The organism is Solemya velesiana gill symbiont, from assembly GCF_002020805.1.
Taxonomy (GTDB): Bacteria; Pseudomonadota; Gammaproteobacteria; order Chromatiales; family Chromatiaceae; genus Sedimenticola_A.
Genome location: NZ_MPRJ01000050.1, coordinates 1 through 24,213, shown reverse-complemented (window position 1 = coordinate 24,213; position 24,213 = coordinate 1). Strand labels below are relative to the sequence as shown.

Here is a 24,213-nt window from a genome sequence, read left to right as displayed (position 1 = left end):
GATCTTTTCAAGATTCGAAAAACTGGATGTGATGTTCACCTTCTTTATCCTGGCTTCACTCATCTCAGACACGTTGATTAACGTGAACAGGCCCTAGTAAGCTACGCACTGACCACAATCAATTCGACAACCAGATGAACATGTTGATCCTCATGACCCAGACCGTTTTAGGTAACTGGCTATTGCAAAACCAATAAGGGAAACCACACAAAAAATCACACCCAGTTCAATTTGTGCGGGCCAGCCGCCCTTCATTCCTGGCTCCAGGACACTGCGTCGTGGAGTGGACGGATCATAGTAGACCGTTACTCTTGCTCCAATGGGATACCGCTGAAGCGTACTCTTTGCCACCGCTTTATCCTGGGTCCATATTCGCTCTATTGTGACATCTGTACCCGAGTAGGAGGTTCCGGCAACACTGTATTCGTATCGGATATCTGCACGAAACAATAGATTGGTATGTACCGTTCCCGAGCCAATGCGCCTGGTCAGGGTTTTTGCATCCAGCTGGGAGTATGTCACTCTCCCTTCTGTGGTGGTCCATGACTCGGACGCCTGGGCCTCCTCGACATCATCCCAGCCGGATATCGCCAGTATGATTCCGGCGATAAACGTCAAGATAAAAACAAAGGGTAACAGTCTTAGAAAAGTCACTTGAACCTCTTACAGTAATGTTTAAAAGCACTGATGAATCCCATTCAGAGCTTTAAGCATTCTTTTGTAAAGGCATATGGCTTGTCGCTGGAGTCAATCCCCTAAAGAGACGTCCACTCTCCTGGCGCTTTCCACCCAGGGGTGGTCCAGGGGAACCAGCTTTTTATTACCGGCCACGTCTTCCAGCAAGATCGCTTCGGTCCCTTCACCGCGGGCGGCCACCATGACACCGCTGACACCGTCATTGATCAGGTCAGCGCACGCCGTCCCCAGGCGCGTGGCAAGCAGCCGACGGGGTGCCACCGCGCTGCAGGTGACCGAGGATGGTAGGGCGTGATTCAAGTCCCGTGAGCTCTTCCAACTGGCGTGCTAGTTTCAGGGTGTGATCGCTGTTTTCGCTCTCCCATTGGCGTAGTTCAGTCTTTGCCTGCTTGTGGGCTTTTTTATCACCCGCGGCTTCAGCATCGGCGATGCGTTGCTGGATTGCATGAACGATGGATGCATCATCCACCGACATGGCGCCTTCTGCCACGGCCACGATACTGAAATTCTTGCCGTGCTTGACCCGGGAGGTGATCGCTTCGGCTACACGTTCAAGCTGGTAGGGGAGTTCCGGGAGCAGGATGACGTCGGCTCCGCCGGCGATCCCTGAACCCAGGGCAAGCCATCCTGCACGGTGGCCCATGATCTCCACCACGATGATACGGTGGTGGCTGTGGGCCGTGCTGTGGAGGCGGTCTATGGCATCAGTGGCGATACCCAGTGCCGTATCGAATCCGAAGGTGGTGTCGGTGAGGCCCACGTCGTTGTCGATGGTCTTCGGCATGGTGATGACGTTGAGCCCTTTCTGCTTGAGTTGCAGGGCGTTCTTCTGGGTTCCACCGCCGCCTAGGCATACCAGTGCATTGAGATGGTTGGCATGATAGTTCTCGACGATGATATCGGTCATGTCCTGGTTTTTGCCGCCGATTTTCATCTTGTGGGGTTTGTCACGGCTGGTGCCGAGGATAGTGCCGCCGACCGTAAGAATGCCTGACAGGATGCCGCCTTCAAGACTGACCGTTCTGTTGTCGACCAAGCCCCGGAATCCATCCCGAAAGCCGATAACCCGCATATCGTAGACACCCTGGGCGGCCTTGCCGACGCCGCGGATTGCTGCATTGAGTCCCGGGCTGTCGCCACCGGCGGTGAGGATTCCAATATGCTTCGTCATCTTTACTTCTCACTGTCGTTTGGTTTGTTGTGGTGACCATATCCCAAAAAACGGTGCATGCCCAAACCCGTGTGAATGATTCAGAGAAATGGGAATTACCAGGTCCGTGGTGGCTGATGTGGCGGAGAACATATGCGTCACCTTGGAAGACCTTGTGTTATAATAGGGTCAGAGTTTGGCATTCATTTATTGTGCCGGCTTGGAATACAGGGGCGGCCTCAAGGGAGAGAAAGTGTTTGGCGTCATTCTGATGTCCGTTTTTACCCTGTTGCACCTCTATGTCTTCTGGCGTGCCTGTTCAGTGCCCCGTCCTGAACAGCGTTCTCACAGGAAAGCACTGGTGGTCGTGGGTGTTGTCCTCTGGATTGTATTTGTCCTGGCGCACTACCTTGGTCATTACAGCAGTGGGATTATTGCCTCGACATTTGAGTTGGTCGGGATGATCTGGTTGGGGGTGCTGTTTCTCAATTTCGTTTCGCTGCTTGCAGCGGACCTCCTTACCGGTTTTGGTTTCTTTCTGACCCGTCACCTGTCTCTGCTGCGAGGGGCTGCTCTCGCTATCGCCATGGCACTTTCAGTTGTCGCCCTGGTCCAGGGATTGCGTCCGCCGGCTGTACAGCATCACGAGGTAATACTTGCCGGTCTGCCTTCCGAACTGGACGGTACGGTACTTGTTGCACTGTCGGATCTGCACCTTGGTGTACTGCTCAACAGGGATTGGCTGGAAGCACGGCTCGCCCAGGTGCAGGCACAGCAACCGGACCTGGTGGTCCTGCTTGGGGATATTTTTGAGGGGCACGGCAAAGTCGACGGGGGGCTGTTGGAAATGCTGGGCCGGCTCTCTGCGCCGTTGGGCCTGTGGGCTATTCGTGGTAATCACGAGTTTTACGGCTCCCATGACAACTACGCCGATATGATAAAGGAGACGGGCTTCAGGGACCTTCGCAATAGATGGACAGAGATAAGGCCCGGCCTGGTCCTGGCAGGCATTGAGAATCCCACCTACAGCCGTGTGGCTGATCGTACGGCGGATGCCCTTGGCAAGGCGTTGGTCAACCGTCCAAACGGTGCAACCATCCTGCTCTCCCATGAACCCCGTCATCCGGAAAAAGCTGCTGAAGCAGGGGTGAACCTGATGCTGGCCGGTCACACCCATGGCGGCCAGATATGGCCCTTCGACTACCTGACTTATCAGGTCTTTCCCTTGATCGAAGGGCGTCACGGGATCGGTGAAATGACACTGGTCATCTCACGTGGTACCGGTACCTGGGGGCCCCGTATGCGCCTCTGGCATCGTGGAGAAATTTTGCGGATCACGTTGCGAAGTGGGGGGAGTGACTCCCTGGAATGTCCAGGATGGAAACCCGTTTCCAGTGGCCTGTTTCGGTGTTGGACGCTGTAGACGAGGTGGTTTTCACTATCCGGCGTGTCACACACCGCTAAGCTTTGTATGCATATAAAACAACACCCCGCGCCTGTGGGTTGTAATGGAAGAGGGGAGTTGCCGCTCTTTCTATCTTAATGCTGTGAGCATGGCCAGGTCTTCTGTGCGCCCCTGGATGTCGCCGACAGCCTTTTTATAGGTGCCGCGCAGGTGTTTCTTCAGATGGCGTGTGACTTCGGAGTTGGGTATCTCTTTCAGCACGCCAAAGATGGCAAGGGCGTAGGTGGACTCGATCTCTGTGAGGTAGGCGTCGCGGTTTGCATTGGGGTTGTAGCAACTGCCGCAGCCGCCCCGAAAGGTAAAGGCACTGTTGGCGAACATAACGCCGAAACCCAGGTAGACCGCCAGCAGTTCGGTGGCATGGGGCCAATACTCCGCACCACCTGGCGGTGGCTCATTCGCCATCTGCGCCAGGTAGTGGGCAATGATATGGGCAAAGGTTGCGATCATCCCCTCGGGGTTGTTGATCTGCTGGGGGTTGTAGGGGATCAACAGCCGGTGAGCCTCATCGGCAGTATCGTCGGCAATCCCTTCAGGACCGCGCAGTGCACCCTTGATTTCGACCTTGGGCGGCCCGACCAGGGCACAGCTGCTTTGATCGGCAAGCAGGGTGGGCCAGTGGCTAACGCCCGCATAGCCCTTCACCCGTTCGAAGATCAGGCTCGCCATGCCGTGCACACTGTCCACGCGGCCCGGTAAATAGTCATTGGTAGGCAGCACCAACGGGGTCTGATTGTAGAAAATCTCGGCATTGAATTGTTTCATCGCCCAGGCGTAGGTGTCGAACAGCCACTGGGACGAATCGGCATCCAGGACAGGTGTCTTATCGAACAGACTGAAAATCAAGGTTGGGTTTCCTCTGCATGGCAGGTGATGGGTCGTGGCTCGGGTCAGGAGTTCACGGGTTCCGCCTTGTAGGAGAGCCGGACCACCCAGGCAGTGACGAGCATGGTGAGCAGTACCGCGGCACCGAATGCGTAGAGACCGGAGTGGACGTACACCTTGGCAATGGCATCCAGTTTGACCGATACCACCATGACTGCGACAACGAAGACATCGAGCATGGACCAGCGTCCGTACTCGTGCACCAAGTGGAGATAGCGCTTCATCTTCTCGGATTTCCGCCGTAGCGGGTTGGTGAGCATGAACAGCAACAGCAGTTTCAGTATCGGCAGCAGGATACTGAAGATGCCGATGATCAGAAACAGCAGGGTCTCACCGTTTCTGTAGAGCTCGGCCACCCCTGAACTCACTGAAAATGAGTTGCTGATGAAGATGAACTTCTCGATGGTGATCATCGGTGCCGTCAACCCTATGTAGATGAGGATGGCGGCGAGAATCAGCAGGGTATTGAGGGTGAGCTTTTCGGTCTTCGACAAAACTGCGGCTGCCTGTGTTGGCCTGTCAACAGGCCCTAACATACCACAGAGTTGTTACAGCTACTGAAGCACGCTACCTGTTGGGGTCGACAAGCACTCTGCCCTGAACCTGCCCCTTCATGATCTGCTGGGCCGCATCACCGACCTCTTCCAGGGAGACCACGTGGCTGATGTTCTCATAGGTGCTCTCCGGCAGCAGTTCCGCCAGTCGGCGCCACGCCTCTTCCCGGCGGGGCTGGGGGCAGGAGACCGAGTCGACACCGCGCAGGCTCACGTTGCGCAGGATGAAAGGCATCACCGTGGTGTTGAGTTTGAAGTCGGCTGCCAGGCCGCATGCGGCCACGGCACCGCTGTAATCCATCTCCGCCAGTACACGACCGAGGATGTCGCCACCCACGGTATCCACGGCGCCGGCCCAGCGTTGGGATTCAATGGGGCGGGCAGGGGCCGCCATCTCTTCACGGGTAACAATCTCTGTGGCGCCCAGCCCTTTCAGGTAGTCGTGTGTGGACTCACGGCCGGTAACGGCCAATACCTGGTAACCCAGTTTGCTGAGCAGGGCCACGGAGACGCTGCCCACACCACCCGCAGCGCCGGTGACCAGTATGGGACCCTTGTCCGGCGTGGCACCGGCCTCTTCCAGGGTCATGACGCAGAGCATGGCGGTAAAGCCGGCGGTGCCGATGATCATCGCCTTGCGAGAGTCCAGCCCTTCCGGGGTGTGGACAAGCCAGTCCGCCTTGACCCGGGCCTGCTGGGCATAACCCCCCCAGTAGCGTTCGCCTACACCCCAACCGGTGAGGATGACGTCGTCGCCTTCCTGGAATCGATCGGATGCGGATTCAAGCACCTTGCCTGCAAAGTCGATGCCGGGAACCATGGGCCAGTTTCGGATGATTTTTCCGGTTCCGGTGACTGCCATGCCGTCCTTGTAGTTGAGGGAGGAGTAATCCACCGCAACCAGCACTTCTCCTTCGGGAAGATCGTCTACCGAGAGCTGCTTGATCTCGGAAACGGTGTTACCTTCGGCTTGATCCAGCGCCAGCGCTTTGAACATGGCAGTTTCTCCGGTTATGATGGGTTGGACATTAATAATGATATTTGTAAGACAAATTAAATCTTCGGGCCGATAAGGTCAACAGTTTTTCTGGAGTGAGCCATTTTGGGCATTGATTTCGAACCGCTGAGCACCGTCAGTCTTTCGCGGCAGATTGCGGACAAGATCCGCGAGGCGATTCTCTCCGGGAGTCTCCAGGCAGACGACCGGCTGCCCACAGAAGAGGAACTGGCAGCCAAGTTCGATGTCTCTCGGCCCACTATCAGGGAGGCACTCAAACGGTTGGCCGCCCAGAACTTGGTGCGCTCTCGTCGGGGGCCCACCGGTGGTACATTCGTCAACCGGCCCAAACCCTCTGACCTCAGCGAGGGACTCACCAGTGCAATGACCCTGCTGGTGGGCATGGGGGAATTCGAGCTGGATGAGATCAACCTCGCACGCTGGGAGCTTGAAACCCTCTGCTGCCGTCTTGCTGCTCAGAACCGGCAGCAGGAACATCTTGAGCAGATGACCATGGAGTTGAAACTCCAGCAGCAGGACGACCTCACGCCCGAGGAGTTCTGTGCATCAGATGTACGTTTTCACCGGGCCATTGCCGATGGCACCCAAAACGGGGTGCTGCGTTTCGTGATGTTTGCCGTGATCGAAGCGTTGCAGCCCATTGCCAACATGATCGCTTTCCGTTTCAGGGAACGGGAGTTGATCGTGGATCAGCATGAGCGCCTGTTGCAGGCCCTGAATGACCGGGATGAGGCGCTTGCCGTTTCTGTCATTCAAGAGCAAATAGATTACCTGCACCAGCAACAGCTCAAGGCCCAGGCCAACCGCCGTTGACTATGTCCACTGGCCTTGGGTAAGCCAGATCATCACCGGCAGGGTGACGATCGAGACAACCACCTGCACGGTGATCAGGTTCGCCATCAAGGGGGCGTCGGCTCCCATCTGCCGGGCCAGAATATAGGAACTGGCGGCCGTGGGAACCGCGCCAGCGATGACCGCCACGGTCAGGGGCATCCCCTCGATTCCGAACAGCCAGGCGCCGGTAAACATCAGCAGGGGCATGCCCAGCAGCCTGATACAGGTGCCGAAGGCGACCAGGAAGCGATGCTCCAGCACCTTGCTGAATTCGAGACCAGCGCCGACTACCAGAAGGCCGACACCCAGTGCACCGTTGCCCAACATTTCGAAGACCTGGTAAACCGGCCCTGACAGGCCGATGCCCGTCAGGTTGAGCAGGGCCCCGACAAAGCAGGCGATGATGAAGGGATTTCGAAAGATCTTGTTGATGACATCACCAAGGCCGTTGCCACCACCGATCATGCTTGCCATAACGGCAACATTGATGATGTTGAGGGGAGGTATGATTACCGCCATGGTGATTGCCATGTAAGCGATAGCCTCGTCACCAAGCAGAAAGTCGACAATTGATAGCGCAATGAACCCGTGCCAGCGGGTCGCTCCCTGAAGCAGGCTTGTGAAGGACTCCGGGCTGACACCACGTCCCTTGAGAACGGGATAGAGAGCCAGCATAAACCCCGTCATGGCAAAGATGGCGAACAGCGCCATGCCGGAGAAGGAGAGTACCTCCGCCGTGCCGGTCTTTGCCGTGGCCAGTGTCTTGATCAGCAGGGCGGGGAAGAGAATGTAGTAGCAGAGATTCTCTATGCCACGCCAGTGGGCTTCCCCGATCACGGGGGAACGTTTCAGTACCAGTCCGAGAATGATGACCAGGATGACGGGTACCAGGGCGTAGATTATCGAAAGCATTGATTCGTGTTTTTTCTGCTAGAGAAGTTTTGACATATAGCGTTCGTCGATGAACTGTCCGTTGATCTTCAACGCATCCCGTTTGATTCCTTCGTACTCGAAACCGAATTTTTCATAGAGCGCTCGCGCCCTGTCGTTGCTTTCCTGAACGGTCAGTTCCAGGCGGTAGATGTCATTGTTTTTTGCCCACCTTTCAAATGCTTCCAGCAATTGGGTGCCGATGGATTGTCTCCAGTACTCCGTAAGGATCCCCATGGCGATGAGCATGCAGTGGCGGTTACGCCTGGCTGTGCCGCCGTGACCCCCGATGAAGCCGACCAGTTGCCACAATCATCGTCGGCTACCAGCAGAAACTGGGTCTGTGTTGATGAGAATGCCTCGATCAGTTCTTCTTCCAGCTCTGGGGGCATCTCCTGCTCGCCCGGTTCGAACAGCATGAAGTTTGTCTCACGGTGCAGGGTGTCGAAAAGCCGGATCAGTGCCTCGGCGTCTTCAGATGTTACTTCTCTGATCTCCATGGGTGCAGCGGCTCTGGCAAATTGTGGCAATGCACCATTGTATGCTTATTCGGGTGCCAAGTCCGCATTGTGTGGATGGTTCTAAGCGCTTTGCTCCTGCTCGCGCAGTACCTTGATCTGGAAGAGGGTGTTGCGCTCCTCCTCTTCAAGTACCGACTGGATATAGCGGATGGTGTTGCGGTAGCGGGGGATGATGTTGTACTTGAGGGCGTTGACCCGCTTCTGGGCCTTGCGCTGCTCTGCAATGAGCCGGCCCAGGGCCATCTCCGATTCACCCAGGCGGGTGAGCAGCAGGGTGGCCTCGGTAAGTCGCTTGCGGGTTTCGTCGAAACTGGGGTCGGTGCCGAGCAGTCCGATGGGCTCCATGGGGATCTTCTCGGCGGAGACCGCCGGGTACTCCACCCCCATGCTGCGCTTGGGAATGATGCTGATGTTGAGTGCGGGGTTGGTGCCCATGGCGACCTGCTGCAGGGATTTGCTGCCCATGCGCAGCTGGGCCAGGGAGAGCCAGTGATAACCCAGTCTCAGCGCGCTGTGGGTCTCCTTGCGCAGTCTCCAGTACTCGCCGATCCGCTCGTAGACCAGCCGGGTCAGCAACTCACGCTTGCGCTCCAGCAACGCATGGCCATCCTCCAGGAACTGCACCTGCCGTTTCAGGTTGAGCAGGGTGTTCTTGGTGGGGGGGACCTTGATCAGTTGCTGTGCCATGGCTCCCGTTTAATCTCCGGTGTGGTGGTACTTGGCCAGGTCGGTCTCCTTGACCCGGGTCAGCGCATCCTTGGGGAAAATGCTGAGGAGTTCCCAGGCCAGGTTGAGGGTCTCGATGATGGAGCGATCCTCGTCCTCGTCCTGGCCCACGAAGCGCTTGTCGAATTCGTCGGCGAAGCCCAGGTAGCGGCGGTCCCGCTCGGAGAGTTCGTCGGCACCGATAATGGACGCCAGGTTGCGGGTCTCCAACGCACGGGCGTAGAGGGCGAAGAGCTGGTTTGCCACCCTGGGATGGTCTTCCCGGGTGTCGTCCTTGCCGATGCCATCTTTCATCAGGCGGGAGAGGGAGGGCGAGATATGTACCGGCGGGTAGATGCCCTGGTTGTGCAGTTCGCGGCTGAGCACGATCTGGCCCTCGGTGATGTAGCCGGTGAGGTCCGGGATCGGGTGGGTGATGTCGTCCGAAGGCATACTCACCACCGGCACCAGGGTGATGGAGCCGTGGCGGTCGCGGATGCGTCCGGAGCGTTCGTAGATCTCGGCCAGGTCAGAATAAAGGTAGCCCGGGTAGCCCTTGCGCGAGGGTACGTCGCCCTTGGCCGTGCCCACCTCGCGCAGCGCCTCGGCGTAATTGGTCATGTCGGTCATCACCACCAGTACATGGCGGTCCAGCTCGAAGGCGAGGTACTCGGCGGCGGTGAGCGCCACCCTGGGCAGTGCGAGGCGTTCAACAGGCGAGTCATCGGCCAGGTTGATGTACATCACGACGTTGCCGAGCACACCGGAGTTGGAGAACTCCTCCTGGAAGAAACGGGCGTCGGCGTAGGAGACGCCCATGGCGGCGAAGACGATGGAGAAGTGGGACTCCTCGTCCACCAGCTTGGCTTGGCGCACGATCTGGGCGGCAAGGCGGTTGTGGGGCAGGCCGGAGGCGGAGAAAATGGGCAGCTTTTGGCCGCGGACCAGGGAGTTGAGGCCGTCGATGGTGGAGATGCCGGTCTGGATGAACTCCCGGGGATAGGTACGCGCCGCCGGATTGATGGCGGTGCCGCTGATGTTGCGCCTGAGGTTGGAGACGATGGGCGGGCGTCCGTCCTTGGGTTGGCCGATGCCGTTGAAAACCCGACCCAGCAGTTCCGGAGAGAGGCTGATCTCGAAGGGTTCATCCAGGAAGCGTACCCAGGTGCTCTCCAGGTCGATGTCGCTGGTCCCCTCGAATACCTGGATCAGCACACTCCCCTCCGAGGACTTGATCACCTGGCCATTGCGGATCCGGTTCATGTGGTCCCTGATCAGGACACGGTCACCGAATGAGACCTCCGGGGTGTTACGTACCTCCAGCAGGCCACCCTGGGCATAGGATGAAGTTCGATACTCCCTGGCGCTCATTGCGCATGCTCCTCGAATTTAGCGTATTCGGTTCGGATCTTGTCGAAGCTCTGGTTGAACTCCTCCATCAGTTCAAGCAGCTGCTCTGTCTGGGTGCTGTCATAGACCTGCTTGGCACGGCGGGCCTTGGCCAGCAGCGGCAGGTCCGTAAGTTCCTGCACCGGCACGCCCAGTTCGATCAGCTCGGCCCCTTTCTCGTAGACGGTAAGGGCCATGTCCAGCAGAAGGAACTGCTTTTCGGGGGAGGAGAAGGTGTCCACCTCGTCCAGGGCGCTCTGCTGCAGTACACCGTCCTTGATTAGGGCTGCACCCTCCAGCTCCCAGCGCTGGGCCGAGGACAAGGCCTCGGGGCCTACCAGGTTGACGATGCGGAGCAATTCCGCATCCCGTGCCAACAGGGCCAGGGCTTCACCCCGACGGGCCTCCCAATCGGGATCGATCTCTTTATGCCACCACTTGCCGGCGGTGCTGACGTGCTCGGAGAAGCTGCCGGTCCAGTCGATGGCCGGGTAGTGGCGTGCGTCGGCCAGCTCTTTTGAGAGGGCCCAGAAGGTCTGGATGATCTCCTTGGTATGGGCCGTTACCGGTTCGGAGAAGTCGCCACCGGGAGGTGATACCGCACCGATAAGGGTAACCGAACCCTTGTCGCAGCCGCCGGTCTCAACACGGCCGGCCCGTTCGTAGACAGCGGCCAGGCGGGAGGCGAGATAAGCGGGATAGCCTTCTTCCACGGGCATCTGGCCTAGTCGGCCCGAAACCTCACGCAGGGCTTCGGCCCAGCGGCTGGTGGAGTCGGCAAGCATCACCACGTCGTAGCCCTGGTCACGGTAGTACTCGGCCATGGTCATGCCGACGTAGATGGAGGCCTCGCGGGCCACTACAGGCATGTTGGAAGTATTGGCCACCAGCAGGGTGCGCTCCATCAGTTTTCGCCCTGAGTAGGGATCCTGCAGGGTAGGGAAGGTTTCCAGAATGTCTACCAGTTCGTTTCCACGTTCTCCGCAGCCGACGTAGATCACGATATCGGCGTTGGACCAGCGGGCGATCTGTTGCTGGACAACGGTTTTGCCGGCACCGAAGGGGCCGGGCACAGCCCCCTTGCCGCCCTTGAGCAGGGGGAAGAAGGTGTCGAGAATGCGTTGTCCCGTGATCAGTGGAGCCACGCCATGGTCACGCTTTACGTAGGGGCGGGCGTTGCGCACCGGCCAGCGGTGGTAGAGCTTGAGCTTGCGGGTACGCCCGTCAGGAGTGCGTACACGGCCAATGGTATCTTCCAGGGTGTAGTCGCCTTCCGGTGCCAGCTCTACCAGCTCGCCTGCACGGTCCGGGGGTACCAGGACGCGGTGCTCCACGGTCTCGGTCTCCTGTACAGTGCCGAGACGGATACCCGACTCCAGGTGGGTGCCGCGCTCAAGGCTCTCTTCGGGAACGAAGTGCCAGCTTTTTTCCCGGTCAAGGGCGGGGAGACTGAGTCCCCGGGGAATGTGGTCGCCATGGCCTTCGAAGATCTCTTCCAGGGGACGCTGTACGCCGTCGAAGATACTGCCCAGCAGACCCGGTCCCAACTCTACTGACAGTGGCCAGCCAAGTGCTTCTGCTGGCTCACCTGGACGAACTCCTTCGGTAGACTCGTAGGCCTGGACCACGGCATTGTCGCCGCGCAGGGTGATCACTTCCCCGTAGAGGCCCCGTTCGCCGATCTTGACCTGCTCGCCGTTGCGTACACCCGGCAGGGTGATGGTGACGATCGGGCCGTTGATCTCCCGGATAATGCCTCTGTTGTTTTGTTCGCTCATGGCTTTATCCATCTAATCCTTTTATATCGTCTTGGATACACTTTCGTGGGTGCGCCGGTCCGGCAGCAACCGCTGGAGGATGACCTGGTGTAATTGGCTTGCCAGGCGTTCACTGCGCCCCTCGAAGGTGTTGTTGACCCGCACGCTGTTGTCTTCGCTGCGCACCAGGATGCCGCCGTGTGTCTCGATGGGCGTGGGGTTGAGGCTGATCTCCCGGTCCGGTGCAGCACCCTTTACGAAATTGGCCCAGATGGGGCTGAGTACCTTCAGGTCGTCGGCATTGAGTTCCGCCACCAACCTGGGGGCGTCGAGTGTTTGCGCTGCGGCAGCGAGCAGTTGGGAAAGCAGTTCAAGATAGGCTTCCTGGTCTTTCCTTATTTCTGTCATCCTGTCGTCGAGCTGTTCCAGTATGCCCTGCACCAGGTCCCAGCGCAGGTGGTCCAACTCTTTCTGGAACTTCAATTCACTGGCCTGTACCTTGCGCCGGTAGATGCGCTCAGACTTGGCCTTGGCCAGAAGCACTTCGCGCTCTTCGCGTAGGTGCAGCCGGTCGTGAGCTTCGCGCAGGATGTTGTCTTTGCTGCGTTTGGCCCGTTCCTGGTATTCGGCAGCAAGCCGTTTTGCCTGTTGAAGTATGGCCGATTCGAGTTCTTGTACCTGGTCAGCCATCGCTGCATTCCCTCATATTTGTATCGCCCATCAACATGCGTACCTGGTTGTCGATCTTGCAGTGGAACTCCTCGGGTTTATGAAGCTGAGGTACCTCGGTTACCACGACACGCCCTCCCTCTGAACGCACCCTCGCCAACAGCTGGCTGTCGCACTCGGAGAGCCGGTGGTCGAGAATGATGAAGGCGTTGTGCTTCTGCTCGATCAGTTCTCGCAACACCTCGTCGAGTTTAGCCACTGACGGGTCCGGTATGGTTTCGAAGCCGATCAGCTGGAAACCGTCGGTCAGCGTGGCGTCACCCATGAACAGCATGCGGGTGGTGGGAATGTCGTTGAGCGTTGTCTGCATTGCCATGTCCGGATCGTTTTAGATTTTGTCCAGCAACAGGATACTCATCACCAGGCCGTAAATGGCGATACCTTCGGCCAGTCCCAGGTAGATGAGGGTTCGCCCGAAGATCTCCGGCTTCTCAGCCAATACCGCTAGTGAGGCCGCGCCAATGGGGCCTACAGCGATGCCCGCGGCGATGGTGCTGATGGCCGTGGGGATGCCGACACCGATAATGCCCAGGCCCATGCCGACAGTGATCTCGCCGCCTGCCTCTGCTACGGCAGGGGCCGCCATCACCTCCTGCATGCCCATGAACACCAGTGCGACCTGGGCACCCACGAAGATCACCAGGTTGGTGCCGATGGCGGGCTTGAACCAACGCTTTGGATTAACTCCTTTGTCGGGCTGCATCTCCATATAGATGCCTGTGAGTATCAGGCCAAAGATGCCCATCGTCATCAGACCGATCAGCCAATACATGGTTTTCTCCTTGTTATGGTTAGAGAACGAATGACGGGGGCGATGCTGTTCATGCCGTCCCCCTTTGATTCAGCTTAAGTGGTTTAAACTCCAGGCCGTCGCCGGAGAAGAAGCGGGAGAAGCCCTCGTAGTATTCGAGACGCAGCACCTGGATGGTGACGATCGCGCCTTCGAGAACCAGGATAAAGATATTGCCGCCGATCACCGTCAGCCAGTGCCCCATGGTATCCATCATGTCAGCCAGGGTGAATACCGCAATGGCCAGTGCCACGTGGTTGAGGCTGAACGCTGCGACGCGCAGGAAAGAGAGGGTGTTGGAGATGTAGCCGGTGAAGGTCTCGAAGGTTTCGATGAATGCCACCAGCATCCGTTCACCCGGTGGTGCATGGGTCTCGATCAGTTTGTAAGCGAGCAGCGCCAGCAGTGATCCCAGGCTGAGTATTGCGGCCGTGATGCCGAAGCTGCCGCTGGCGTAGAAGTTGTAGGCACCCCACAACACCGAGAGATAGAGCAGAATGCTGATCAGGCCGTTGGTATCGAAAACCGCTCGGCTGATATCACCCTCGATGAAACGGTTGTGGATGCAGATGAAGGTGATCAGGGTGAGGAAGCCGATACCCCACAGCAGTGCCGCGGTAAGCATGTAGATGGGATCGGAGAGGGGCGGTATCCATACCGCGTGAAACAACTCCTCGTAGCCGAAGATGCTGCCGTAGAGTACGCCGAACACCGCTGCCGATGCGCCGGCGCTGATCCCCAGCAGGGTGAAGCTCTTGAGTTTCCTGCGGAGCAGGAAGGCCAGTAGCATGAGCGTGAGGCCGTGGCCTATGTCGCCGAACATCATGCCGAACATGGCGATGAATGTGAGGGAGAAGAGGATCGTGGGATCCACTTCGCCATAGCGGGGTATGCCGTACTGCTTGACCAGGGTATGGAAGGGCGAAGCCATCTTTCCAGTAGGAAGGTAACTGGGCACCAGGTGACGCTCCTCTCTCAATGAATCGCGGGTCTCCAGGCAGAACGGATTGGCCAGTTCCCTGGTGAGGGCTTTGCGGGTGCGTTTGATGGCACGTGCGGGGAGCCATCCAGTGATTACAGTAAGACGGCCGGAGGAACGTGCAGCCGTCTCCAGGGTGACGAACGGTTCCGCCATGATGAGGATGCGCTGGGCCGTCTCCAGTTCATTGCGAAGCTCGTCACCGCAGGCGCTCATATCGTCCTGCTGGCGTTTGCGCTCGGTCAATACCTTCTGTTTACGGTCGAGGAGATCCTGGCGCACTCTCTCGGGCTCGTCCTGGAGTTCCGCAGGGACCGGGAGGGGGCGGAAACCCGCGGTGTCCAGCACCGACACGATCTCTTTCTCCTTTTCGCTCTTGGGTCCCAGGATGATGACGTGATCATTGTCGCCGTGTGCCATGTAGACGAAGAGCATGTAGCCGGCAAGGGCGACCGCCTCCTTCAGCTGGGTTATGTTGTCCCGTGGCACCATGCCCAGGTGGATGTCGAGGAAGTGCTTCTCGCCATGGATCAGGCTCAGATCGATGTTCAGGGCGGTGAAGTTGTCCAGGGCCTGGTCGAGCTGGTCAACCATGCGCTCTTCGGAGGTGAGTTCGCGGAAGGTCTCCTCGAACTGGGAGCAGCGCTCCCAGACGGTGCCGAGCCAGTTGTTGTAGCGCGTGAGCTCCTCTTCACCGACCACGTGGATGTCCTTCAGCTCCAATGGCTCTCTAAGCGGAATATTTCTGCGGATCTTCTCCAGGCGGGAGCTGGCCTGGTGAAAAAGTTCACGGTAGTGCTCGCCAGGAATGATGGGGAAGTTCTCTTCTTCGAAGGGGCGGTAGTCGGGGCTGAAAAGGCCCAGGTCGGCGAGGGTGAGTGAGACCCTGGGCAGATCGTCGGTCATGACCTGGAGCAGCACATGTTTCATGGGGAGGGGCTTGATCATGATGTCCCTCCCTCGGCCAGGGTGTGCAGTCCTACGCCCTGCTTGATCAGGTTGTCGTTCAGCTTGAGCACCTTGCCCTGGATGATGGCATAGATCCGTTTCAGATCGATTTCCCGCAGTACCAGGAAGGCGAGCGCACGGGTCAGTCCGGAATCGCTGTGCCTGAGCAGATACCGGGACTTCTGGCAGGTCTCGTCGGACATCGCCTCTTCCACGTCCATGATGTGATCGGTTTCACCGATGCGTTCTCTCAGGGATGCGGGCAGGGCCTCGATTACATCCTGGAAGCTGTTCATGTTCACCAGCTTCTTGAGCAACTCCCGACTCAGTTGATGACCGAACGGCACCAGCAGGTAATAGGTGCCGGAGGGGGAGAGGCCGTAGCCGAAACGGTAGCGCAGGAGCCACAGCAGGTTCTGCTGATCCACCAGCGTGCCGACCAGTTTCATCAGGGGTTTCAGATCTTCCGGTCCGGTAGCACGGGCGCGTTTGAGCAGGCCGGCGTAGTAGCGTTGATCGATGGTGGCATCCAGTGAGAAGGGCTCATTCTTCTCTTGGTAAACTCGTCGTGCCTGGCGGGCGATGTCCGCATAGTGACTCTTTTCGAGTTGACGCAGCAGCTCGGCTGTATTCTCTGCACGCAGCAGCTCCTGGTGGGGGAGGCTGATCAGGGCAGGAAGATCGTAGAGATTCTCGCGCAGTTCTTCGTAGGTCAGCTGGTTGAGTTTGCCCCTTATCAGCGCCTTCAGGTTGTAGAGTTCGAACTTGCGTATCCAGTGCACCAGCACATCCCTGGCGGCACCCTTCAGCGGTCGCAACAGGACGGAGAGTTCATGCATCAGGGTGCTGATCAGGGCACGCTCGACGGCACGGTTGATGGCGGCATTGCTCTTTTTCTCTTCAAGAAGATCGGTGACCCCGAAGTCCCGGCCCAGGTGCTCCAGTGATTGGTCGGCGAGATCACTCAGGTCCTGTTCGTTCAGCAACCGGTCAGCAAGGATGGCTGCCCGGGTGTTGAGGTAGGTATGGGATACAGGGGCGGTCATCTTTGCTGTGTCGCCTCAGGTGCCTTGGGTGGGGTCCATCAACAGTTCGAAGGCGGCGTCCAGTGCCTCCTGTTCATGCTTCTCTGCAAGATTTCGCAGTTGGGTATGCCGTTCGTCGTAGCGCCGTTTCATCTCGCTGATGATCTGGTCAGCCCGCTCCTCCGCCTTGTCGACAAACGAGGCGTGAATCTCCGGGATGCGGCTCTCGAAGCGTGCGTCTTCGGCACGGGCTTCCAGCAGTGCACCCTGGATGATGCGTTCCTGCTCTGCCTCCGCATCCTTTGCAATGCGCTCGGCGTTGACCTCGGCATCGAGAAGACGCTGCAGCGTTTTGTCCATACGGGTACCCCGTCAAAGAAATCGGCTGTTGTTTTCTTCCTAATTAGTAGTTTAGCGAAAACCGGAATTTCTGCAGATGCGCTAGGTCATTAGTTCACTTTCGCCGCGGGTCGCGGCTCCCACGGAGGGGTTTATGAGATCTTTTTACTCATAAAGTCGTGGGAGGGCCGCCTCGGCCCGATAGCAGCGGTTGATTTGTACTCTGAGCTAAAATTGGGCGCTGTTCGCCGCGGCTCCCTCATGGGGTTAAAAAAGGCCCGAGGCTGAGGGAATATCTGCCGTTCTGTAGCGGGCCACCATAACGATGTAGGCGACACTCACCAGGGCCAGAAGACCAGTGACGATCCGTAGGCTCTTATAGCGACCGTAGGTGAGGGCGATGCTGCCCAGGAAGATATAGACCAGGAGCCCGGCAAGCTTTGCGGTGAGCCAGTGGGCCTGGAAAGGGTATTGGCTGATCAGTATGGCCAGGGTGATGCCGGCGATAAGCAGCAGGGTGTCGTTGAATACCGAGATGTTGCGTACCCAGCGTTTCTTGGCCAGCCTGGAATTGTTGATCATCCAGTAGTATCGCAGCAGGAAGAAGCCGATGTTGAAGGCGACAGTGGCGATATGCAGGTTCTTGGCCCAGTAGTGGATCATTTCGACAGCAAATAAAGTTCTGAAAAAGAGGGCGAAGCATACCGTTTTCAACGTGGCATCGCCATTGTGCTTGTGGAGGATTTTTAGAGTCTGTCCAGATAAATGCCTTGATGTCTGTCATTTACGTATTTGAGGTGAATATGGGAGGGTGCATCGGTTATTATTCACAACCCTTGTGAAAAAAGGTTTTGGCTGCATAACAGCGTTCCCGAGTAAATACGTGGCTTTATCCGATTACATTAATACATTTGGCCAGGCTCTCCTGTCGCGTTATGGCGAACGGGTGCATAAACTTGCCATCAATGCAGGCTTCACATGCCCCAATCGTGACGGCAGCAAGGGGAGAGGCGGCTGTACCTTCTGCAACAACGCCTCTTTCAATCCCAGCGCCGAAAGCCACTGGAGGTGGCCGAGCAGATCGAGGCGGGACGCCGTGCGTGTAGTCATTGGGAGGCGACTGTGGAGCGGTAACGAGCTTGCGATGTTATCGCGTAGCGGTCGGTGACCAGGACGTCCGGGGCACTAATAGGTTGTTGAAGGCCGAGTCGATTTTGGGGGCTTGGATGTCCCAAAATCTTTCACGAGGTCGAAGACTCGCTTGCTGCCTTCGACGACACCCTTGAACGGGTGAACCGGGGGCACGGATTCGGAGAATATAAAAGAGCGGTGCGGGCAGCCCGACTGCGGGGTCTGTCGGTGTGTGCACATCTGATAATCGGTTTGCCAGGCGAAGGGAGGGAGCGTTCCCTGCAGAGCCTTGAGCGCGTGCTGGAACTTGGGGTGGAAGGCATAAAACTTCACCCGCTGCATGTTGTGAAAGGCACCCTGCTGGCAAACCAGTGGCGTCGGGAGGAGTACAGCCCGCTGACCCAGGATGAGTACATCACAATCGCGGCGGACATGCTGGAGAGAACACCACCGGATGTTGTGATTCACAGGGCAACTGCCATGGCTTCACCGGACATCCTTTTGACACCCCGGTGGTGTGGTAAGAAGTGGGCGGTGCTGAATGCCGTTGAAGACGAGTTGAAGCGCAGGGGCACCAGGCAGGGTAGTGCCCTGGTTGATAAGAATGCAGGGGAAGCGGGAGGTTCCGGATTGGTTTTACCGGCCCAGGGGACGGCTTGAACGAGCGGCATAATCCGAGAGTTTTGTGCTCGGCAGTAGAAACGATTTGAGTTGAGAGTTGTATGGAACTTGTATGTCCGGCAGGCAATCTGCCTTCACTTAAAGCGGCAGTCGACAATGGCGCCGACGCGGTCTACTTCGGTTTTCGCGATGACACCAATGCGCGCCATTTCGCCGGCTTGAACTTCGGTCCGGCCAAGATGGCCGAGGGGATCAAGTACGCACGGCAGCGGGGCGTGAAGCTGTTTCTGGCCCTCAATACCTATCCCCAGCCGGGCAATTGGTCACGCTGGCAACAGGCGGTGGACCAGGCGGCCGATCTAGGTGTGGATGCGCTGATCGCCGCCGATATCGGTGTGCTCGACTATGCGGCGGAGAAACACCCTGGTTTGAACCTGCATCTCTCGGTGCAGAGTTCCGCCACCAACTACGAAGCACTGCAGTTCTATATGGATCATTTCGGGATCAAGCGGGCGGTACTGCCCCGGGTACCCTCCCTGGGCCAGGTAAAGCACGTGGTGGAGAGCAGCCCGGTGGAGGTCGAGGTGTTCGGTTTCGGCAGTCTCTGTGTGATGGTGGAAGGGCGCTGCATTCTCTCCTCTTACGCAACGGGTCGTTCGCCCAACACCTACGGCGCCTGCTCACCGGCCAGTCACGTGGAGTGGAAGGAGACCCCTCAAGGCCTCGAGACCCGACTCGGCGGCGTGCTAATCGAACGTACAGGCAAGGGTGAGACGGCGGGTTACCCGACTTTCTGCAAGGGTAGCTTTTGCGTTGGTGGCAACACCTATCATGCCATCGAGGAGCCCACCAGTCTCAATACCCTGGAGATACTTCCCCAGTTGCTGGATGCCGGGGTGTCGGCAATAAAGATCGAGGGGCGGCAACGCAGCCCGGTCTACGTGGCCCAGGTTGCCCGTATCTGGCGGGCTGCCATCGATGCCTGCAAGCGTGACCCTCAACACTACAAGCCCCAAGCCGACTGGCTTGCAGAGCTTGGCAAGGTCTCCGAGGGAACCCAAACCACACTGGGCGCTTATTCCCGCCCCTGGCAGTAACAGGTCGTTTCAATCATGAGTGTTCAACCCAAGCTATCACTGGGCCCCATCCTCTACTACTGGTCGAAGGAGGATGTCCTTGCCTTTTATGAACGGGTCGCCGATTCGCCAGTGGATATCGTCTACCTGGGGGAGAGCGTCTGCTCCAAGCGTAACCTGTTGAAGCTCGATGACTGGTTCGAACTGGCAGATAAACTGGCAGCGGCTGGCAAGGAGGTGGTGCTGTCCAGCCTTGCACTGTTGGAAGCGGAGTCGGAACTCAAGCGCCTGCGCCGCATCTGTTCCAACGATACATACCTGGTCGAAGCCAACGACATGGGGGCCGTGCACCTGATGCAGGGCAGGCCCTTTGTTGTGGGACACAGCGTCAATGTCTATAACGACCGGACCGGCTGACCAGGGGCTGAAGCGCTGGGTCCTGCCGGTGGAACTGAGTCATGAGACACTGGCCGAGATGCAGAAGGGCCGTCCCGATGGGGTGGAGACAGAGGTCTTCGCCTACGGTCGTCTGCCCCTGGCATACTCGGCACGCTGCTTTACTGCCAGGGCCCACAACCTGCCCAAGGACGACTGCCAGTACCGTTGCCTGGACAACCCGGACGGCCTGACCCTCTCTGCGCAGGACGATACCCGGTTTCTCGCGATAAACGGTATTCAGACCCAGTCTGCGCACACCTATTACCTGCTGCCGGAATTGGATCGGATGCGGGAGTTGGAGGTGGACATCGTGCGCATCAGTCCCCAGTACAACCAGACCGATAAGGTGACCGAGATTTTTGATCGCTGTCTTAGAGGTGAGATGGCGCTCAGCGAAGGGACCCGGAAGCTGGAGCAGTTGATGCCCGTAGGCTCATGTGACGGTTATTGGCACGGCGAGGCGGGAATGGAGCAAAAAGCCCAGGCTGCTGCCCAATCCCTGGTTTAGCCGATTGAAGAATCGGTGTTCTCGTAGGAACGAACAAGTTCGCTCCTACGCTGTTCCTTAGGGGCAAATTAAGGCAGCTTGCCGATTACCGTGGTGGCCCCGTTGAGCAGTTTCAGCAAGGGACCGAGTCTGTCGTCCAGCTCCAGGGCGTCGAGAAAATTCTTTACGTAGAGCCCAAGTTCGGTATCGCCACCGAGGCGCAACCTGCGGTTGAAGAAGAGGGTGTCTGCATCTTCCCGGCGGGTGGCCAGCAGCAGGAAATCGTAAACAGTGCCGTCGATGCTCAGATCGTGGGTCTGCTTGCTGTCTGCTGCACTGATCCTGCCGTTTTTCAGGGTCAGCTTGTAGCTCAGACGGGCATCCCTGGCTTCGATCAGCATGACCCGTTCTTCCAGAAAGTCCAGTTCCCCGTCGGCCAACTCCGGTGCGAACAGCCGGTTCAGTATATTGGCCAGAATGGCGCTGTTGGCAGCGGTGGGAATCAGGCCCAGGGGAAGCGCCAACGGCTTTGGGAATTTGGGCAGGCGGGGCAGGCTGGATACGGCACTGTTCATAACACTTCGCTCGATATTTCTTTATCAGTAAACCGGCAGATGTCCTCTGGTAACGGCAGGGCCGTTGTCAACAGAACAAGCCGTGACATTACTCATAGGAGCCTACAACTTCGGTGGTAGCCCCCAGTTTTGGTTCTGCAGGCGCCTTGTACCAGCTCAGCTTCTCCTGCAGCTCCACCACTTCGCCCACGATGATCAGGGTCGGTGGCTGGGGTTTCTCCCGCTCGACCACCTCCTGGATAGTGGCAAGAGTACCGGTGAAGACCTCCTGCTTCTCGGTAGTCCCCTGCTGCACCAGGGCGATGGGCATGTCGGGGGAGACACCGTTGGCGATCAGCTCCCTGGTGATCACCGGCAGGCCCAAAAGGCCCATGTAGAAGACCACGGTCTGATTGGGCTGGGCCAGTTGCTCCCAGTTCAGGTTGGTGGTGTTGTCCTTCAGGTGACCGGTAACAAAGGTCACAGATTGGGCATAGTCACGATGGGTGAGGGGTATGCCGGCGTAGGCGGCACAGCCTGAAGCTGCGGTAACCGCTGGTACCACCTGGAAGGGAACCCCCTGTGAGGAGAGGGTATCGATCTCTTCGCCGCCGCGTCCGAAAATGAAGGGATCGCCGCCTTTCAGGCGCACCACCCGTTTGCCCTGCTTGGCGAGGTCTGCCAGCAATTGGTTGATCTCCTCCTGGCGCATGGCGTGCTTGTCCCGCTCCTTGCCCACGTAAATACGTTCAGCATCGTTGCGGGTCATGTCCAGAATGGGTTTGGCGACCAGGCGGTCGTAGACCACCACGTCGGCCTGCTGCATCAGGCGCAGGGCGCGGAAACTGACCAGGTCGGGATCGCCGGGGCCGCCGCCCACCAGGTAGACCTCACCCATGGGGGAGGAGGGGCTGCTCTCTGCCAGGGCGCGCTCCATGGCGATGTCCGCCTCCTCCATGTGTCCGGAGAAGACCCGTTCGGCCACACCGCCACGCAGTACTTTCTCCCAGAACATGCGACGGTCGTTGGGGTTGTCGAAGCGGGCCTTGACCTTGTCGCGGAAGCGCTGGGCCAACTCTGCCAGGCGGCCGTAACCGGCAGGAATCAACGACTCAAGTCGTGAGCGGATCAGGCGTGCCAGTACCGGAGAGGCACCGCCGGTGGAGACGGCGGCAACCACAGGAGAACGATCGATGATCGACGGTACGATGAAGCTGCACAGTTCAGGCTGGTCGACCACGTTGACCGGGATGTTTTTCTCTTTTGCCTGCTCTGAAACCCGGCGGTTCACCTCGGAGTCGTCGGTGGCGGCGATGACCAGGATACTGTCGTCGAGATCCCCATCCTCGTAGCTCCGCTGAATATGTTCGACAGACCCTTTCTCCAGCATGGAGTCAAGGGTGGCGCAAAGGTGCGGAGAGATCACCCTGATTCTTCCGCCGGCCTTGTGTAACAGGGCGGCCTTTCTGGCAGCCACTTCACCACCGCCAATAATCAGGCTGGTCTTCTCTTTGATGTCGAAAAATATCGGAAGGAAATCCATCGTAAGCCTATTTGTCAGTTAACCGCCGGATGTTGCTGTCCGGAGGAGCATGAATCAGTTGCAAAATCTGCGGAACTCTAGCACGCGTCTCATTGGGCAACAATCAACGAGTCCCGCTTGAATATATAAGCAAATTATTAATATACTAAAAAGCTCGGTTATTTGATACCCAAGGTGGTTAAACAGTGGTAAATGAAATTGATTCTTCTGAGCTGGGCAACCGGCTCACCGGCGAGGATAAGCCGGTATTGCTGGATATTCGTTCCGAAGCTGAGGTGATGCACGGCATGCTGCCGGATTCAGAGCACCTGCCCATGCACCTGATTCCCATCAAAATGAACGAATTTCCCAAGGACAAGGAGATTGTCCTCTACTGCCGCAGCGGCGCAGGCTCCTATCAGGCCTGTATGTACTAGATGCAACAGGGTTTTAACAACGTGCTGAACCTGCGCGGCGGGATTATCGACTGGGCGAGAAACGGTCAGGAGATCGTTGCCTACGCTTAAACCGGTGCAAACGAAATCTGTAGACCAGGGTCTATACCTCAATATATCCCTCAATGGATAGTCCCTTGCCTTTCTCTGCCAATTCGAATATAAGTATCGGCTGATTTTGAGTACACAACACAGAACAATTGATCCTGGAGGTTGCCAATGGCTGATTTTGATCAAGAACTGGATGCAAGCGGACTGAACTGCCCCCTGCCCATCCTGCGCGCTAAGAAAACCCTGAACGGTATGGAAGCTGGTAAAGTCCTGCACATCATCGCTACCGATCCGGGCTCCGTAAAAGATTTTGAAGCCTTCGCCAAGCAGACCGGCAATGAGCTGATGGAGTCCAAAGAAGAGGGCGGCAAGTTCCACTTCCTGATCAAGAAGGTTTAACATCCTGATTTGGAATCCACCCACAATTTAGGAGGAGATTCACATGGACGAAAAAAAATTAGCCATTATTGCGACTAAAGGTTCCCTGGACTGGGCTTATCCCCCGTTCATTCTGGGCTCCACCGCCGCAGCATTGGGTTACGAAGTTGAGATCTTCTTCACTTTCTATGGGCTTCAGCTCCTGCGCAAGAAGCTGTCTCTGGAGGTTACCCCTCTGGGTAACCCCGGCATGCCGATGCCCCTGGGTATGGACAAGTGGTTCCCGGTTCTGGGTACCGCACTGCCTGGCATGCAGTCCATGATGACCATGATGATGAAAAAGAAGATGGCCGACAAAGGTGTCGCCAGCATCGACGAGCTGCGTGAGCTCTGCCAGGAAGCCGAGGTTCGCCTCATTGCCTGCCAGATGACCGTAGACCTGTTCGATCTGGACACTGCCGACTTCATCGACGGCGTCGAATATGCGGGTGCCGCCCGTTTCTTCGAGTTCGCCGGCGAAAGCGACATCTGCATGTACATCTAAGCTGTACGTCAGACGCTGAAAGTCAGAACGCCGCACCTGGAAACGGGTGTGGCGTTTTTTTATGGCTATGCATTTACGGTGCGATAGCGTGGCATATCGCTTAAACAGCAGTGTTTGAATTCACGATGTAAATAAAAACCCGAACGGTAAGCGTCCGGGCGTTACAGCCTGTACAAGGAACGACCAACGCGGTAGATGTCCACCTCTTTTAACGTAAGTGGGCACCTGTCATGTGTCCACGA

General features: G+C 57.7%; 26 protein-coding genes and 2 pseudogenes. 9 read left to right on the top strand and 19 right to left on the bottom strand.

The annotated features are described in order from the left end of the window. Window positions 1-150: 150 nt before the first annotated feature. The gene (locus tag BOW53_RS13930) at window positions 151-522 is read right to left on the bottom strand and encodes a DUF3592 domain-containing protein (RefSeq protein WP_425442910.1); all 372 of its coding nucleotides are present in this window, start codon (window positions 520-522) and stop codon (window positions 151-153) included. Window positions 523-747: 225 nt separating this feature from the next. Then, a pseudogene (locus BOW53_RS08475) lies at window positions 748-1,867 on the bottom strand (6-phosphofructokinase). Window positions 1,868-2,042: 175 nt separating this feature from the next. Here BOW53_RS08475 and BOW53_RS08470 point away from each other — a divergent pair. Continuing rightward, a complete protein-coding gene (locus BOW53_RS08470; protein ID WP_245832067.1) occupies window positions 2,043-3,269 on the top strand; it encodes a metallophosphoesterase in 1,227 nt (408 codons plus the stop codon). 111 nt (window positions 3,270-3,380) lie between these two features. On the opposite strand, the gene BOW53_RS08465 is transcribed toward BOW53_RS08470, so the two are convergent. The 3 genes from BOW53_RS08465 to acuI form a co-directional block, all read right to left on the bottom strand. Next, a complete protein-coding gene (locus BOW53_RS08465) occupies window positions 3,381-4,157 on the bottom strand; it encodes a hypothetical protein (protein ID WP_078487555.1) in 777 nt (258 codons plus the stop codon). 44 nt (window positions 4,158-4,201) lie between these two features. Next, window positions 4,202-4,690, bottom strand: a complete 489-nt coding sequence (locus BOW53_RS08460; protein ID WP_245832066.1) for a paraquat-inducible protein A — start codon at window positions 4,688-4,690, stop codon at window positions 4,202-4,204. Window positions 4,691-4,763: 73 nt separating this feature from the next. Next, window positions 4,764-5,747: an acrylyl-CoA reductase (NADPH) gene (acuI, locus tag BOW53_RS08455; protein WP_078487551.1), complete on the bottom strand. Its 984-nt coding sequence runs from the start codon at window positions 5,745-5,747 to the stop codon at window positions 4,764-4,766. Between the two features lie 105 nt (window positions 5,748-5,852). Here acuI and BOW53_RS08450 point away from each other — a divergent pair, with 105 nt between their 5' ends. Beyond that, window positions 5,853-6,581, top strand: coding sequence for a FadR/GntR family transcriptional regulator (locus BOW53_RS08450; protein ID WP_078487549.1), 729 nt, complete (start codon window positions 5,853-5,855; stop codon window positions 6,579-6,581). Here the strand turns inward: BOW53_RS08450 and BOW53_RS08445 are convergent, their stop codons facing one another. The 12 genes from BOW53_RS08445 to BOW53_RS08390 form a co-directional block, all read right to left on the bottom strand. Further along, complete coding sequence (locus tag BOW53_RS08445) at window positions 6,582-7,514, bottom strand: AEC family transporter (protein WP_078487547.1); 933 nt, start codon at window positions 7,512-7,514, stop codon at window positions 6,582-6,584. It abuts the gene before it with no gap. 18 nt (window positions 7,515-7,532) lie between these two features. Beyond that, complete coding sequence (locus BOW53_RS08440) at window positions 7,533-7,844, bottom strand: GNAT family N-acetyltransferase (protein ID WP_078487545.1); 312 nt, start codon at window positions 7,842-7,844, stop codon at window positions 7,533-7,535. 269 nt (window positions 7,845-8,113) lie between these two features. Beyond that, window positions 8,114-8,740 carry a V-type ATP synthase subunit D gene (locus BOW53_RS08435; RefSeq protein WP_078487543.1) on the bottom strand — a complete coding sequence of 209 codons (627 nt, stop codon included), beginning with the start codon at window positions 8,738-8,740 and terminating at the stop codon, window positions 8,114-8,116. Window positions 8,741-8,749: 9 nt separating this feature from the next. Further along, window positions 8,750-10,129, bottom strand: coding sequence for a V-type ATP synthase subunit B (locus BOW53_RS08430; RefSeq protein WP_078487541.1), 1,380 nt, complete (start codon window positions 10,127-10,129; stop codon window positions 8,750-8,752). Next, a complete protein-coding gene (locus BOW53_RS08425; protein WP_078487559.1) occupies window positions 10,126-11,925 on the bottom strand; it encodes a V-type ATP synthase subunit A in 1,800 nt (599 codons plus the stop codon). Before BOW53_RS08425 ends, BOW53_RS08430 begins: the two co-directional genes overlap by 4 nt. A 21-nt stretch (window positions 11,926-11,946) precedes the next feature. Beyond that, window positions 11,947-12,594, bottom strand: a complete 648-nt coding sequence (locus BOW53_RS08420) for a V-type ATP synthase subunit E (protein WP_078487539.1) — start codon at window positions 12,592-12,594, stop codon at window positions 11,947-11,949. Next, window positions 12,587-12,949: a V-type ATP synthase subunit F gene (locus BOW53_RS08415; RefSeq protein ID WP_078487537.1), complete on the bottom strand. Its 363-nt coding sequence runs from the start codon at window positions 12,947-12,949 to the stop codon at window positions 12,587-12,589. Before BOW53_RS08415 ends, BOW53_RS08420 begins: the two co-directional genes overlap by 8 nt. 12 nt (window positions 12,950-12,961) lie before the next feature. Beyond that, entirely contained in the window at window positions 12,962-13,405 is a 444-nt protein-coding gene (locus tag BOW53_RS08410) for an ATP synthase subunit C (protein ID WP_078487535.1), read from the bottom strand. A gap of 49 nt (window positions 13,406-13,454) precedes the next feature. Next, on the bottom strand, window positions 13,455-15,350 hold the full coding sequence (locus tag BOW53_RS08405) for a V-type ATP synthase subunit I (protein WP_078487533.1): 1,896 nt from the start codon (window positions 15,348-15,350) through the stop codon (window positions 13,455-13,457). Next, window positions 15,347-16,396, bottom strand: coding sequence for a V-type ATPase subunit (locus BOW53_RS08400; RefSeq protein ID WP_078487531.1), 1,050 nt, complete (start codon window positions 16,394-16,396; stop codon window positions 15,347-15,349). Before BOW53_RS08400 ends, BOW53_RS08405 begins: the two co-directional genes overlap by 4 nt. Window positions 16,397-16,411: 15 nt before the next feature. Then, the gene (locus BOW53_RS08395; RefSeq protein ID WP_078487529.1) at window positions 16,412-16,735 is read right to left on the bottom strand and encodes an ATPase; all 324 of its coding nucleotides are present in this window, start codon (window positions 16,733-16,735) and stop codon (window positions 16,412-16,414) included. A 246-nt stretch (window positions 16,736-16,981) separates the two neighbouring features. Beyond that, window positions 16,982-17,377, bottom strand: a complete 396-nt coding sequence (locus tag BOW53_RS08390; protein WP_078487527.1) for a SirB2 family protein — start codon at window positions 17,375-17,377, stop codon at window positions 16,982-16,984. A 220-nt stretch (window positions 17,378-17,597) separates the two neighbouring features. Here BOW53_RS08390 and mnmL point away from each other — a divergent pair. The 4 genes and pseudogenes from mnmL to BOW53_RS13720 all read left to right on the top strand — a co-directional run bounded on the left by mnmL (window position 17,598) and on the right by BOW53_RS13720 (window position 20,488). Continuing rightward, a pseudogene (gene mnmL, locus BOW53_RS13925) lies at window positions 17,598-18,505 on the top strand (tRNA modification radical SAM protein MnmL/YtqA). A gap of 62 nt (window positions 18,506-18,567) precedes the next feature. Beyond that, the gene (gene ubiU, locus BOW53_RS08375; protein WP_078487523.1) at window positions 18,568-19,563 is read left to right on the top strand and encodes a ubiquinone anaerobic biosynthesis protein UbiU; all 996 of its coding nucleotides are present in this window, start codon (window positions 18,568-18,570) and stop codon (window positions 19,561-19,563) included. Between the two features lie 15 nt (window positions 19,564-19,578). After that, window positions 19,579-19,959 (top strand): hypothetical protein, encoded by a 381-nt coding sequence (locus tag BOW53_RS13725; protein WP_342748424.1) that lies wholly within the window; start codon window positions 19,579-19,581, stop codon window positions 19,957-19,959. Further along, window positions 19,934-20,488, top strand: a complete 555-nt coding sequence (locus BOW53_RS13720; protein WP_342748423.1) for a U32 family peptidase — start codon at window positions 19,934-19,936, stop codon at window positions 20,486-20,488. Before BOW53_RS13725 ends, BOW53_RS13720 begins: the two co-directional genes overlap by 26 nt. Before the next feature lie 68 nt (window positions 20,489-20,556). On the opposite strand, the gene ubiT is transcribed toward BOW53_RS13720, so the two are convergent. Together ubiT and cysG are read right to left on the bottom strand one after the other, a co-directional pair. Continuing rightward, complete coding sequence (gene ubiT, locus BOW53_RS08365; RefSeq protein WP_078487521.1) at window positions 20,557-21,042, bottom strand: ubiquinone anaerobic biosynthesis accessory factor UbiT; 486 nt, start codon at window positions 21,040-21,042, stop codon at window positions 20,557-20,559. A gap of 88 nt (window positions 21,043-21,130) precedes the next feature. Further along, window positions 21,131-22,564: a siroheme synthase CysG gene (gene cysG, locus BOW53_RS08360; RefSeq protein WP_078487519.1), complete on the bottom strand. Its 1,434-nt coding sequence runs from the start codon at window positions 22,562-22,564 to the stop codon at window positions 21,131-21,133. 185 nt (window positions 22,565-22,749) lie between these two features. Here cysG and BOW53_RS08355 point away from each other — a divergent pair, with 185 nt between their 5' ends. The 3 genes from BOW53_RS08355 (at window position 22,750) to dsrE2 (ending at window position 23,971) form a co-directional block, all read left to right on the top strand. Next, window positions 22,750-22,980, top strand: a complete 231-nt coding sequence (locus BOW53_RS08355) for a rhodanese-like domain-containing protein (RefSeq protein WP_342748422.1) — start codon at window positions 22,750-22,752, stop codon at window positions 22,978-22,980. Window positions 22,981-23,217: 237 nt separating this feature from the next. Further along, window positions 23,218-23,448, top strand: coding sequence for a sulfurtransferase TusA family protein (locus tag BOW53_RS08350; protein ID WP_078487518.1), 231 nt, complete (start codon window positions 23,218-23,220; stop codon window positions 23,446-23,448). A gap of 43 nt (window positions 23,449-23,491) precedes the next feature. Next, window positions 23,492-23,971: a sulfur carrier protein DsrE2 gene (dsrE2, locus tag BOW53_RS08345; protein WP_078487516.1), complete on the top strand. Its 480-nt coding sequence runs from the start codon at window positions 23,492-23,494 to the stop codon at window positions 23,969-23,971. Window positions 23,972-24,213 lie beyond the last annotated feature (242 nt).

Coding starts and splice junctions, on each gene's coding strand:
- BOW53_RS08400 (WP_078487531.1), bottom strand. CDS start 16,396: ATGACCGCCCCTGTATCCCATACCTACCTCAACACCCGGGCAGCCATC.
- cysG (WP_078487519.1), bottom strand. CDS start 22,564: ATGGATTTCCTTCCGATATTTTTCGACATCAAAGAGAAGACCAGCCTG.
- BOW53_RS08420 (WP_078487539.1), bottom strand. CDS start 12,594: ATGGCTGACCAGGTACAAGAACTCGAATCGGCCATACTTCAACAGGCA.
- BOW53_RS08350 (WP_078487518.1), top strand. CDS start 23,218: ATGGCTGATTTTGATCAAGAACTGGATGCAAGCGGACTGAACTGCCCC.
- BOW53_RS08435 (WP_078487543.1), bottom strand. CDS start 8,740: ATGGCACAGCAACTGATCAAGGTCCCCCCCACCAAGAACACCCTGCTC.
- BOW53_RS08395 (WP_078487529.1), bottom strand. CDS start 16,735: ATGGACAAAACGCTGCAGCGTCTTCTCGATGCCGAGGTCAACGCCGAG.
- ubiU (WP_078487523.1), top strand. CDS start 18,568: ATGGAACTTGTATGTCCGGCAGGCAATCTGCCTTCACTTAAAGCGGCA.
- BOW53_RS13725 (WP_342748424.1), top strand. CDS start 19,579: ATGAGTGTTCAACCCAAGCTATCACTGGGCCCCATCCTCTACTACTGG.
- BOW53_RS08410 (WP_078487535.1), bottom strand. CDS start 13,405: ATGTATTGGCTGATCGGTCTGATGACGATGGGCATCTTTGGCCTGATA.
- dsrE2 (WP_078487516.1), top strand. CDS start 23,492: ATGGACGAAAAAAAATTAGCCATTATTGCGACTAAAGGTTCCCTGGAC.
- BOW53_RS08405 (WP_078487533.1), bottom strand. CDS start 15,350: ATGATCAAGCCCCTCCCCATGAAACATGTGCTGCTCCAGGTCATGACC.
- BOW53_RS08445 (WP_078487547.1), bottom strand. CDS start 7,514: ATGCTTTCGATAATCTACGCCCTGGTACCCGTCATCCTGGTCATCATT.
- BOW53_RS08390 (WP_078487527.1), bottom strand. CDS start 17,377: ATGATCCACTACTGGGCCAAGAACCTGCATATCGCCACTGTCGCCTTC.
- BOW53_RS08430 (WP_078487541.1), bottom strand. CDS start 10,129: ATGAGCGCCAGGGAGTATCGAACTTCATCCTATGCCCAGGGTGGCCTG.
- BOW53_RS13720 (WP_342748423.1), top strand. CDS start 19,934: ATGTCTATAACGACCGGACCGGCTGACCAGGGGCTGAAGCGCTGGGTC.
- acuI (WP_078487551.1), bottom strand. CDS start 5,747: ATGTTCAAAGCGCTGGCGCTGGATCAAGCCGAAGGTAACACCGTTTCC.
- BOW53_RS08415 (WP_078487537.1), bottom strand. CDS start 12,949: ATGGCAATGCAGACAACGCTCAACGACATTCCCACCACCCGCATGCTG.
- ubiT (WP_078487521.1), bottom strand. CDS start 21,042: ATGAACAGTGCCGTATCCAGCCTGCCCCGCCTGCCCAAATTCCCAAAG.
- BOW53_RS08425 (WP_078487559.1), bottom strand. CDS start 11,925: ATGAGCGAACAAAACAACAGAGGCATTATCCGGGAGATCAACGGCCCG.